The organism is Tunturiibacter lichenicola (assembly GCF_051013355.1).
Classification (GTDB): Bacteria; Acidobacteriota; Terriglobia; order Terriglobales; family Acidobacteriaceae; genus Edaphobacter; species Edaphobacter lichenicola_F.
The window spans coordinates 64,844-76,615 of the sequence record NZ_CP132944.1 but is presented as its reverse complement, the minus strand read 5'-3'; the positions used below and the strand labels follow the sequence as shown (position 1 = coordinate 76,615).

General features: G+C 57.2%; 12 protein-coding genes. 4 read left to right on the top strand and 8 right to left on the bottom strand.

All coding sequences use genetic code 11. From position 1 onward, the window contains the following. Positions 1-39: 39 nt before the first annotated feature. Positions 40-909, top strand: a complete 870-nt coding sequence (locus RBB82_RS00310; RefSeq protein WP_433973129.1) for an EamA family transporter — start codon at positions 40-42, stop codon at positions 907-909. Positions 910-960: 51 nt separating this feature from the next. Then, a complete protein-coding gene (locus RBB82_RS00305) occupies positions 961-1,359 on the top strand; it encodes a hypothetical protein (RefSeq protein WP_433973128.1) in 399 nt (132 codons plus the stop codon). Between the two features lie 189 nt (positions 1,360-1,548). On the opposite strand, the gene RBB82_RS00300 is transcribed toward RBB82_RS00305, so the two are convergent. The 3 genes from RBB82_RS00300 to RBB82_RS00290 all read right to left on the bottom strand — a co-directional run bounded on the left by RBB82_RS00300 (position 1,549) and on the right by RBB82_RS00290 (position 3,068). Then, complete coding sequence (locus RBB82_RS00300) at positions 1,549-1,866, bottom strand: hypothetical protein (protein ID WP_433973127.1); 318 nt, start codon at positions 1,864-1,866, stop codon at positions 1,549-1,551. Between the two features lie 10 nt (positions 1,867-1,876). After that, entirely contained in the window at positions 1,877-2,626 is a 750-nt protein-coding gene (locus tag RBB82_RS00295; protein ID WP_433973126.1) for a PhoU domain-containing protein, read from the bottom strand. A gap of 151 nt (positions 2,627-2,777) precedes the next feature. Beyond that, complete coding sequence (locus RBB82_RS00290) at positions 2,778-3,068, bottom strand: DUF4242 domain-containing protein (RefSeq protein ID WP_433973125.1); 291 nt, start codon at positions 3,066-3,068, stop codon at positions 2,778-2,780. 132 nt (positions 3,069-3,200) lie between these two features. Between RBB82_RS00290 and RBB82_RS00285 the strand changes: the two genes are divergently transcribed. Further along, complete coding sequence (locus tag RBB82_RS00285) at positions 3,201-4,184, top strand: GlxA family transcriptional regulator (RefSeq protein ID WP_433973124.1); 984 nt, start codon at positions 3,201-3,203, stop codon at positions 4,182-4,184. A 15-nt stretch (positions 4,185-4,199) separates the two neighbouring features. On the opposite strand, the gene RBB82_RS00280 is transcribed toward RBB82_RS00285, so the two are convergent. The 5 genes from RBB82_RS00280 to uvrB form a co-directional block, all read right to left on the bottom strand. Beyond that, on the bottom strand, positions 4,200-4,985 hold the full coding sequence (locus RBB82_RS00280; RefSeq protein ID WP_433973123.1) for a dienelactone hydrolase family protein: 786 nt from the start codon (positions 4,983-4,985) through the stop codon (positions 4,200-4,202). A gap of 230 nt (positions 4,986-5,215) precedes the next feature. Beyond that, complete coding sequence (locus RBB82_RS00275; RefSeq protein WP_433973122.1) at positions 5,216-6,238, bottom strand: DUF3300 domain-containing protein; 1,023 nt, start codon at positions 6,236-6,238, stop codon at positions 5,216-5,218. A 274-nt stretch (positions 6,239-6,512) separates the two neighbouring features. Continuing rightward, entirely contained in the window at positions 6,513-7,148 is a 636-nt protein-coding gene (locus RBB82_RS00270) for a DNA-3-methyladenine glycosylase (RefSeq protein ID WP_433973121.1), read from the bottom strand. Positions 7,149-7,584: 436 nt separating this feature from the next. Continuing rightward, on the bottom strand, positions 7,585-8,985 hold the full coding sequence (locus RBB82_RS00265) for a hypothetical protein (RefSeq protein ID WP_433973120.1): 1,401 nt from the start codon (positions 8,983-8,985) through the stop codon (positions 7,585-7,587). Between the two features lie 36 nt (positions 8,986-9,021). Further along, positions 9,022-11,010: an excinuclease ABC subunit UvrB gene (gene uvrB / locus RBB82_RS00260; protein WP_433973119.1), complete on the bottom strand. Its 1,989-nt coding sequence runs from the start codon at positions 11,008-11,010 to the stop codon at positions 9,022-9,024. Between the two features lie 174 nt (positions 11,011-11,184). On the opposite strand from uvrB, the gene RBB82_RS00255 reads away from it, so the two are divergent. Further along, positions 11,185-11,772 (top strand): histidine phosphatase family protein, encoded by a 588-nt coding sequence (locus RBB82_RS00255; RefSeq protein WP_433973118.1) that lies wholly within the window; start codon positions 11,185-11,187, stop codon positions 11,770-11,772.

Genomic DNA, 11,772 nt, shown 5'->3' with positions numbered 1-11,772 from the left:
ATTGGCGCGGTCTTTCTGTCTCTGTCGCGAGTGGAGTTCATGAACCGTTCTGTGTGGATTGCGTTTGCGGTGCTTTGTATCCTGTCTGCGACGTCCTGGGTGATTCCTCATGGGGAGGAGTTGCCGGTCATTGAACAACAGGGCGTTCGTTATGCGGTGATTGGAGTGTTTGCTCTGTTGCTTGGAGGGAGCAAAGGGTGGTCGTGGCGCGAAGGGCTGCATCTGGGCTTGATGAGTGTGGGATTCTTTGGGGTTCCCGTAGCGGTTGTGGAGTGGACACAAGGGAGCGTGTCGGAGATCAGCCGATCTGCGTTGTTTGCTATGGTTCCTGTGGTTGTGGTGATGGTGATCGCGGCTGGAGATGAAGAGCGCGGCGTCAGGCGGTTTCTTATTCCGGCGCTGGCAGGGCTAGGTGGGCTCTTGTTACTGTTGCCGATGGGCTTCTCCGGGACGCTTCTCGGTCGATTGATGCTTGGCGCGGTTTGTGCAGCGGTGGTGCTGGTTGGGCTGTCGAGCGTGTGGCTGTATCGGCTGCTGCGCGGAGTTGATCTGATGCAGGCGGTGGCTGCGGTGTGTCTTGTGAATGCCGCGTTTTTACTGGTGTGTAGTGTTGTTAGTCGGGACGCCGTCTGGAGAGTCAGCGAATTGGCTTCGGTTATCTCAATCGGGTCGTTGGTGGATGTGGTCGAGGTTGTCCTCATCGTTTGGTTGCTCCGAGAGATGCCTCCGGTGCGATTTGCTGCGCGGTGTCTGTTGATTCCGCTGCTGACTATTTTGGAGAGCTATGTTCTCGTCCGGCCTGAGGTGACGGTGCGGCTTGCCTGTGGCACGATTCTGCTGGCCGCAGGTGCTGGGATGCTTCTATTTTTGAACTCCGGCGACGAGGAGACCATGCTGTCGCTTCGGTGATACTTTCCTGCGCTTGACCGTCGAGGTACACTGCGGTTAATGGCTGCTTCCATGTACATTGTGGTCGAGGGCGAGGACCCTGGATTCGATATTTTTGTGAACGGGCGCTCGCTGGCGCGGCATGAGGATGCGCTGGAGCGGTTGGCGCTTCGATTAGGGGTTCGCCCGCTGATCGAGTTCTTTTCGGCGGATGAGAATTCGATGTCGCTCTTGATTGAAGAGGGTGCCGGGAACCAGGATCTGTTGCGCCGCTTGCCGCCGCCGCAGTGGTACTCGCCCAGCGAGGGCCTGACGACCGTGCGGGCGCTGCTGAGGGCTCTGGAGAACGATCCGCAGCAGCTGGGAACCGAGGGCGAGCAGGTGCTCTCAGAGCTGCTGGAGTACGCCCATGTGCTCGAGAAGACGATGGACCGGAAGTTGCGGTGGCATCTGGCTGTGAGCTGGCGGTAGGCACCCCCCTCCCCCCTATATCCCGCGCGTAAATTCCTCTGAATGAATAACTTAGGTCTTGCAGACCGCTGCAAATTCGTCTTAACAAAGGGGTTACGGCCAAATTCGTGCAACCAAAGGGGTTACGATACTTTGGTAATGGACCAGCTCCTCTTTATTTCTAGATCTAGTTTAGCGGATTGGGGGAACTCATACGCCACGCGTATCTGGTTGATGAGAAAGGAGATACGCGTGGGGAGGGCTTGACAGGATTTCGACAGTGTCCAAAAGAACAAAGACAGAAGCAGATCCCTTCGGGATGACAACAAAAGAACAAGCAACGACAAAGGCAAAGACAAAGACAGAAGCGGATCCCTTCGGGATGGCAACAAAAGAACAAGCAACGGCAAAGACAGAAACAAAGGCAAAGGCAGAAGCAGATCCCTGCGGGATGACAACAAAAGGACAAAGCAACAACAACTGCAACAACAGCTGCAACAACAACTGCAACCGCAACTGCAACCGCAACTGCTAGCCTTCAGTGGACCAACGAGGGTGGTAGAAGTCCGGGTAGATTTTTCGTGATGATACAGCTACCGACAAACAGGAAGTTCAGGGTGTCCTGTCCATTGGCTTCGAAGCAGAGTTCGCGGTCGCTTTCTTTGAGCCAGAAGAGGATTGCATCGGCCATGTCGTGGGCTTGTCTTGCGACTGTGCCAAGGCTGCGTGCGATGGCTGACTCGAAGATATCTTGTTCGTCGGTCGTTTCATCGTCGTTCGTTTGATGGTTTGTCTCGCGCATACTCTCGAAGATCAGTTCGCACCGCCGCCATACCGCCTGACTTTGAAGAACTGTCTCGGCGTGTCTGACTTCCTGCTTGAACAGGGCGACGATGCACAACCGTATGAGGGAGTTCACCAGGTCTCCGAGGTTGCAGAGTGCCGCGTGCCTGGGCATGCGACTGCTTTCAAAGAACGAAGGCGTGTCTTGTGCGATCTGAACTGCTGCGCGGGAGGTTGTGCGCAGAGCGTCGCTGAGGCGCAGCGCGATCAGCACGAAACGGCAGTCTGCTGAGTCGGTTACTTTGCGGGCAGCGAGTTTGCGGCAGATATCTTTGATTTGCTGGTGATGCTGTTCGAGTTCGCGCTCGGTGCTGCATACGGAGCGGCTGAACTCTGGAGAACCAAGCTGGTAGCCCTTGATGGAGTAATCGAGAGCGCGTTGTGACAAGCGTGACATCTCAACAAGCTGGACCCGTAAGGCGTTGATGGGTTGGTACAGTTTCATTGGTTTTTTTAATCCTTTAGTTTAATTATTTGACTCCTTGGCCCTGGGCAGTCGTGCAGATTGTGAAGTGATCGGTGTCAATGTGGCAGTGATGCGAAGCCCCAATACATGGCGAGTGGACTCGATGCTGATGATGCTCGACTTCTATCGTTCAAAAATCGTGTGAGCTTTGCGAAGCGGCTGTGGGATCGATCATTTTGCCGATCTCGGTAATCTTCGAAGCGGGGAAGCCACTTAGCTGTGCGTGCCGATGAACGACTGCCTCATCTTTGGCGAGGTAGATACAGAACGTCTTGTCTGCGGCGATAAAAGATTCGACCCACTGGATATCCGGTGCCAGCTTACTGAGTGCGTCGTTTGACCTGGCGGCAACTTCCTTCAACTGTTGCCGTTCGAGTGTTCCAATCTTCGGGATCTCGCGTTCGATGATGTAGCGTTTCATACTCTCCTCCGTACGGTCCTCAGCATGGAGTCGCTTTGGATGTTCTCAAGGTACGGGGGAAGACGCCTTGCTTCAAGACGGCATATATGCCATTCTACGTAGGCAATTCGGCCATCTACGAGGTGATTGCAAATGACAGGTCTCAAAGATGTCACAGTTTTGTTTCTCGACGAAACTTTCTCCTCAACAGCTACAGGTCCGATGGAGGTCTTCCGCCACGCAGGCACGTTGTGGAATGCCTTTGCGGGACAGAAACCCGTCTCTCGTTTTCGAGTGACGACGGCGTCGGTGGATGGGCTCGCGGTGCGTTGCGATGGACCGATTCATATCAAACCCGCTGCGTCGCTCAAACAGATTCGCAAGACCGATCTGATCTTCATTCCGTCGACGGGACTCAGCGTAGAGGATGTCGTTGAGCGCAATGCAGAGGTGGTGCCGTGGCTGGAGCGCTGGCACAAGCGTGGAGCTGCGATTGCGAGTGTTTGCTCGGGTGTGGGCCTGGTTGCCGCGTCGGGACTGCTCGACGATAAGCGCGCCACGACACACTGGAGCCTTGCGGAACGGTTTCGTGAGAAGTATCCCAAGGTGCGATGGATGCCCGAGTTGATGGTGACGGAGGACGGCAACTTTTATTGCGGTGGCGGCCTGAATGCTGCGCTGGATCTTAGCCTTTATCTGGTGGAGCGTTTCTGCGGGCACGAGATCGCCATGCAGAGTGCAAAAGCCATGTTGATCGAGACTCCGCGTGCGTGGCAGTCGGGCTATGCGATCGTTCATCTGAAGACAGAGCACACGGATGGAACGATCTCCGATGCGCAGGAGTGGCTGCACCGGAATTTTCATAAGGACTTTCCGCTTGAGGATCCAGCGAAGATCGTTGGGATGAGCTTGCGCAACTTTGTTCGGCGGTTTAAGCAGGCTACGGGGGATACGCCTTTGATCTACCTGCAGAAGTTGCGCATCGCTGCAGCAAAGCGGCTGCTTGAGGGTGGGCATCGTTCGATGCGAGAGATCGGTGATGCTGTGGGATATCAGGATCTCGCTTTTTTCCGCGAGGTCTTTCAGCGACACACGGGAGTGTCTCCCAGTACGTATCGGCAGAGGTTTGGGCTGTAGGTTTCCTCGGGCTTGTCAGTGGCGGGTTTCGGTTGAGGCAGCCGCTTGAGTCGTCTGATCGCCTTCGCCTAGCTTGCGGTGGAAGAAGTCGAACACGAGGCCGTAGAGGCTGAGGGCGAGCTCGGGGTCGTAGCGGATGCCTTCGTCGCGCATGAAGGCGTGGGCTCCGTTGACCTCGTGCCAGGTGAGGCGTGCGCCGAGTTCGTTGAGGCGAGTGAGAACGGCCATGCGGCCTTCGGTGGGGATGTGCGGGTCCTGGCGGCCCCAGATCATGAGGAGTTCGCCCTTGATGTCTTTGGCGCGCTCGAGGGAGTCGTCTCCGCCTTTGCTGAGGGAGCCTTTGTGGATATCGGTGGCGTAGAAGCAGGCGGTGGCGAGGACGTCGGGATTCATCGCGGCGCGGAAGGCAAGGTGGCCGCCGATGCAGATGCCCATGGCTCCGAGGTGTCCGGTGCAGTCGGGGCGGGATTTGAGGTGGTCGAGCGCGGCGCGGGCGTCGGCGTCGTAGCTTGAGAGCTCCTTGGTGGTCTTGAGGACGTTGCCGCGGTCGGAGCCTGTCTGGTCGTAGGCGAAGACGGTGCCGGCGGGTTCGAACTCGTGGTAGATCTCGGGCATGGCGACGATGTAGCCGTGGCCGGCGAGCATGGCGGCGGTGCGGCGGATGGGCGCGGTGATCTGGAAGATCTCGGAGTAGAAGACGATGCCGGGGTAGCGGCCGGGCGCGGCGGGGCGGACGATGTGGGTCCGCATGGGGCCGTTGGGGGTGTCGAGCGTGACGTACTCGTCGTTGACGATGATCATTTTCTTCCTCGTTGTGATCGCCCTCGTGGGCTTGTATGGATAAGGGTAGCAAGGAATTGTTGATCGGGATGGGAGGACGACGATAAAGACAAAATGCGGGGTCTCTCCACTACGCTGTTCACGGTGAGGCTGTGAACAGCTTCGGTCGAGATGATATTTTTGGGTGGGGTGTAGAGATAAAGCGATGTCCGGCAGAGGATGTCTGCCGGACATTTTTTATCTGATGGACTTTAGTGGTGGTGCTCGCCGCCGTGTTCTTCGTAGTGGGCGTGGCTCTCTACGCGAGGGGATGCTGGGCGCACGTAGGCGTGGGCGTACGGGTGAACGTAGACTCCACGGTTGTAGTAGGTGCGTCCCCAGGGGCGATGGTCGATGAGGATTGCGTGGTTTCCCCAGCCGAAGCCTGCGCCGTACCAACCGTAGGCGCCGAAGGCTGGGCCGATGCTGACGACGGGACCAAAGCGGAGTGCTCCGCCTACGTAAAAGCCGGGGCGTGGAGCGTAGAAGACTACTGCCGGGCTGTACACGGGGACATAGTAGTAGGCGGGATTGACGGGCTGGATTGCGATATAGCCGCCGTCGTCGGCTACGGTGTCGTAGGAGTTGGGGGCGAGGTAGCCGTAGCCGTTAGCGATGCGACGCTGGCGCTGGACGGCGTCCATGACGTCGTTGCGCTGGCTGAGCACGGCGTTGCCGAGCGTACCCGTGAACTGCGGGTCGCGGGCCATCATGTCGAGGACCGATGGGAAGGGAAGCAGCGCGAGGACGCTAGGGTCCCATGGGAGATTGTCGACCTGGATGGCCTGGGCGAGGGCGTCGCCGGTGATGGTTGCGTGCTGCTGGGCCCACGTGGCTGCGTCGGGGATCTGGTCCCAGAAAGTTGAAGCGGTGAGAACTTGTGCAAGCAGCGGGTCGGGATAGAGCGCGATGCGCTGGACGAGCTGATCGAGCTGCTGGGGCGCCATCGGTGGCGGTGGAGGGGGGCCTTGCTGCTGGTCGGGTGGGGGAGCCTGCTGGTACTGCGGCTGTCCTTGCTGTTGATATTGAGGCTGGCCTGCCTGGAAGTTGTCCGGCGGCATGGCTTGCGGATCTGTTGGCTGGCCTGCCTGGGGATATGCTGGCGGCGCCTGTTGCTGCTGATCGGTCGGTGGAGGTGGTGGCGGCTGACGGACGATGGGAGCCTGTGCGAAGGCAGATGCCGAAAGGGTGCTGAAAAGTACAGTGTGAAGGATAGCGGAGCCGAGTTTATTCATGTTCTCTTTCTATGGATACGAGAAGAAGGGATCTCGTCTTACTGAACGTTGGTACGTCTGTCCTCCCAGAGGAGTCATTCTCTCTTCATTATTATTGACGTCAGTTTCGGGGTAAAGTTGTGGTGTTATGTGGTGTTTGACGCCATATTCCTGGACTCATAAAAGCACGACACGCGAGTCCACCAATTATTTCGTTCGCAAGAGATTTTTTTGTGCGGAGTTCTTGACGGTGTCACGGAGCTTTGGAGATGGTGCTGGGCAGCGAAACCACGCCTCAGGACCGCGATGCGGAGCGTTTGGCTTTGGTGGTTTCGCCGATGAGGAAGCGGAGGGGGAGGTTGGCGGCTTTGCTGATGCCGATGCGTGGGGTGGTTTGGATTTCGGTGGGATGGTGGCCGTCGTCGGCGATTTGGATGGCGGAGGCGGGTGAGGTTACGTCGAGGCCGTTGGAGTTGTCGCGGGTGATGTCGAGAGCCTGACAGAGGCGGCCGGGGCCTCCGGTGAGGAGTTTGGGTTTTGTGTTGTGGGGAAGGCCGCGGAGATCGGCCATGGTTTCGAGGCCGTCGATTGGATCGAGGGCTCGGATGAGGACTCCTCCGGCTTCGCCGGGAAGATGCGAGGCGACGTTGAGACAGTAGTACATGCCGTAGATGAAGTAGACATATACGTGTCCTGATGGGCCGAAGAGGATTGCGTTGCTGGGAGTGAGTCCGCGGGCTGCGTGGGATGCCGGGTCGATGAGGCCTAGGTAGGCTTCGACTTCGGTGATGCGGGCGGTGAGGCGCTCGCCTTGGAGGTCGCGGATGAGGAGTTTACCGAGGAGTGCTCGCGCTACGATCTCAGGGGAGCGGGAGTAGAAGCGCCGTGGGAGGAGGTTGGGGGTGTGGCGGGTTTGTGGGGATGGGCTCATATTCTTTAGGGTGCTGATTTTTGACGCTTATATCCTATCTCTCCAGCCGGGGAGGCCACGCACCGGTGAATTATTCGCCGGACTCAGAAAATGGGTAAATCACTCGCTCGAAGCCAGTCAGCGCGCCGTAAGCGTTTCACTGTGCGATGTGCTTCATGACGATCCACCATGCTGTGGAGGCAGCGATTCCCGCAGGCGAAATACTGCTTGCCACCGCGCTTCCAACCGAGATTTTCCTCATGATCTCCGGTTCGTAGATGCCAGATGTAGATATGAGTGCGACGATGGTTGCGCGCGAGTTCGCGTGCGTTGCGGCGCTCTGCACGATTCGATGGATGACGCATGGATGTCCGGCCTCCGCTCCGGTATGTCACATGAACGTCATCGTTTCTCCTTTGGGGTTGGTGAGAGCATACCCCACCCATCGCGGGTGCTGTCAAAAGGGTATGTCATCATCTTCCGATTGCTCCTCGGTCATCGCTGCAACTAAGCCGTTGGTGCTCTCGGGTTGAGTGAAACCGAAACGAGTGCGCAGCGCGTTTGCTAATTCTGGCGCTGGCTCCCCCAAAAAGTGATTCGAGGTCGCAAGCTTGTGCAACTTCTCCCAATTGGCCAATGATCGAGGATCGTCTAGAGCACATTCCTTCAGCAATTCCTGTAAAAGTGCTGGAACTCCGAAGGCATGATGAATTTGGTCATTCTTCTCACATGCCTCAATGAGTCGTGAAAGATCATCAGGGCCCAGCTTGGGAGCCAACGGGACCAAGATCTCTTCCAGTATTGCTTCGGCGTTTCTGAAACCCTTCACTTCAGAAAAGATTTCCAAACCTCGTGGGATGAAAATGTTTTCCGGAAATGCTTTGACGAGCCTGCCGATCTGCTCGGTTGACAGGTCTTTCAGGCGCAGGCTGGCATCCTGCCTCAAGGTAGGAACAGCTAATGCGGGTCCTATGAATTTCATGAGGGTATCTGGCGGAGCGGACCGAACTGACGTTGACGCGCGGATCTGAGCACTTAAACCCATCGCTTTCCAAGCCGGGCCGACCTGCCGAAGATATCTGATCGCGAGATGAAATTTATCGTCGGGAGTGGCCGGAACAAGCTTAGGGAGCACCTCCACGAGCGCCGCGTCAAAATCCGTCGGGTACAATCGACCGACAGCCTTCAATGCCGCAAATTGCCTGCCTCGCTCTTGCTGATTCCTGAACTCAGATAAAAGATCCTTCGTAATCCCGATTACTATTGACCGTATTAGTGGTTTCCGGGCCCTCGCGAGCGGACCGTTTCTGAGAAAGTCGAAGGCCTGTTCTTCTTCTATGGGAAAATAGTCTGATTTGATGTCTTGAAACACACGATCTAAGGCAGCCTTTCCTTGAATGGGAGGATGCTGCAGGAACACCGTCACAGCGATCTTCATATGGGCTCGTGCGAGTTCGGGGGAAGGTGAGTAGGGTTCATCCATCGAAATCATCGAGGAGTGTGCGCATCTGTTGCGATCTTCAAATAGCCTCTCCAGGTCTTTCCCTTCGATTGCGGATAGAAGTTCGAAATCATCCCTCGCCTCTGAAACAAGCGTTCGCTCGAAATCGAGCGATGCCGCGATGTCTCCCGTTGCCCGTGCCCTGTCGAACTCCGCAAGTCTAGAAGCTGCTCTATTATCGCCACTCATTTCGAGTTCCTTCAACTTGCTAATGTAGTCGAATAGCACTGCTATCCAAGTAGCGATAATGGTGGAACGGTATGCACCAGCGCGATAGCAATTCACCGCCTCGTGCATCTGAGTCTTTGCCACCTCGCTGCGGCAAGCTAGGACAATTTCATCGAGATCTGAGATCAAGCGATTAGCTCCATATGTAACGAAGGTTTGAACGATCTAGCTAAACAGAAACTCTTTGGTGCGGAGTTCTTTTACGGTGTCGCGGAGTTTGGCGGCTTTTTCGAATTCGAATTTTTTGGCGGCTTCGCGCATGTCGGATTCGAGTTTGCCGATGTAGGTGTCTAGTTCTTGCTGGGTGGCGAAGTCGGGCATGCCTTCGGCTTCGTCGGTGAGGTCGGCGTAGTCGGCTTTGAGGATGCCGGCCAGGCCCATTTCTATTGGGCGAATGATGCTGGCGGGAGTGATTCCGTTTTCTTCGTTGTAGGCGACCTGTTTTTCGCGGCGGCGGTCGGTCTCGTTGATGGCGCGCTGCATGGAGTCGGTCATCTTGTCGGCGTAGAGGATGGCGCGGCCTTCGACGTGGCGGGCGGCGCGGCCGATGGTTTGGATGAGAGAGCCCTGCGAGCGGAGGAAGCCTTCCTTGTCGGCGTCGAGGATTGCGACGAGAGAGACTTCGGGCAGGTCGAGGCCTTCGCGGAGGAGGTTGATGCCGATGAGGACGTCGTACTCGCCTTTGCGGAGGTCGCGGAGGAGCTTGATGCGTTCGAGGGTTTCGATCTCGGAGTGCATGTAACGGCAGCGGACGCCGACTTCGGTGTAGTAGCTGGCGAGGTCTTCGGACATGCGCTTGGTGAGAGTGGTGACGAGGACGCGTTGGTTTTTTTGTGTGCGGTCGCGAATCTCTGCGAGGAGGTCGTCGATCTGGCCCTTGATGGGGCGAATCTCTACGACTGGGTCGATGAGGCCGGTGGGGCGGATGATCTGTTCGACGACTACTCCTGCAGACTTTGTTAGTTCGTAGGGGCCTGGAGTGGCGGAGACGTAGATGATCTGGCCGGTGCGGGACTCGAACTCCTCGAAGCGGAGGGGGCGGTTGTCCATGGCGGAGGGCAGGCGAAAGCCGTAGTCGACGAGGTTTTGTTTGCGGCTGCGGTCGCCGTGCCACATGCCGTGGAGTTGAGGGACGGTGACGTGGGACTCGTCGATGAAGAGGAGATAGTCCTGTGGGAAGTAGTCGAGGAGTGTGGGTGGTGGTTCGCCCGGGAGCCGCGCGGAGAAGTGGCGGGAGTAGTTTTCGATGCCGTGGCAGAAGCCGACGGATTTGATCATCTCGAGGTCGAAGCGGGTGCGCTGGTGGATGCGTTGCGATTCGACGAGACGGCCTTGATTTTCTAATTCTTTTTCCCACCACTCCATCTCTTCGAGGATGGAGTTGACGGCAGACGTCTTGCGTTCGGGCTGTACGACGTAGTGCGACTTCGGATAGATGGGCAGGCGAGAGTATTTTTGCTTGACGGTGCCGAAGAGTGGATCGATCTGCGAGAGTGAATCGATTTCGTCGCCGAAGAGCTCTATACGGTAGGCGTTTTCGTCGTAGGTGGGGTAGACCTCGATGATGTCGCCACGGACACGGAAGGTGCCGCGACGGAAGTCGACGTCGTTGCGGTCGTAGAGGATCTCGACGAGGCGGCGCGTGATGTCCTCGCGTTTGATGTGCTGGCCTTTTTCGAGCATCATCAACATGCCGTAGTAGGCTTCGGGCGAGCCGAGGCCGTAGATGCAGGAGACGGAGGAGACGATGATGGCGTCGCGGCGTTCGAAGAGGCTGCGGGTGGCGGCGAGGCGAAGTTTATCCAACTCTTCATTGATGGTTGACTCTTTTTCAATGAAGAGATCGCCGGCGGGGATGTAGGCTTCGGGTTGGTAGTAGTCGTAGTAGGAGACGAAGTACTCGACGGCGTTGTTGGGGAAGAACTGTTTGAACTCGTGGTAGAGCTGGGCGGCGAGGGTTTTGTTGTGTGCGAGGATGAGTGCGGGGCGTTGCAGCTCTTCGATGACCTTCGCCATGGTGAAGGTTTTGCCGGAGCCGGTGACGCCGAGCAGGACCTGATCTTTTTCGCCGGCTTGAATGCCGGAGATGAGCTCGGAGATGGCGCGGGGCTGGTCGCCCTGGGGCTTGTAGGTGGTCGAGAGCTGAAAGTCCATCTTTATAGGATAGTTTATGGAGAGGGTTGGATGCGAAGAGTGAGAGAGCTACAACAAAGACGAAATGCGGGGATCTCTCCACTGCGCTGTTCACGGTGAGACTGTGACCAGCTTCGGTCGAGATGACGTTTGATTGAGAATGGCAGAGTTTTTTGAGAGCGAATGGAGGTTGCGATGAGTGTAGGAACTGAGTTGTGGCTCGTGCGGCATGGAGAGACGGAGTGGAGTTTAAGCGGAGCGCATACCAGCAGGACAGATATTCCCTTGACCGATCATGGCCGCAAGCGTGCGGAGGAGTTGCGCGACTATCTGAAGGGGACGAAGTTCGATGCTGTGTTTGAAAGCCCGATGCAGCGCGCGCGGGAGACATGTGCGATTGCCGGGTTTGGCGATCGGGCCGTGGTGGAGAACGGGCTGAAGGAGTGGGACTACGGGGTGTATGAGGGGAAGACGACCAAGGAGATTCAGGCGGAGATTCCGGGGTGGTCGGTGTGGAAGAACGAGATTGTAGGCGGTGAGACTGTGGAGCATGTGGGCGAACGCGCGGATGGTGTGATCGCTCGTGCGTTGGCTGCCGCGCCCGCTGGAGGTAAAGTTGCGCTGTTTGCCCATGCGCACATTCTGCGGATTCTGGCGGCGCGGTGGATTGGATTGCCTGCCACCGGTGGAAGCATGCTGGCGCTGGGAACAGGGAGCGTCAGTGTGATGGGGTGGGAGCGGGAGACGCGTGTGATTTCCAGCTGGAATCGCGGGTTTGAGTAG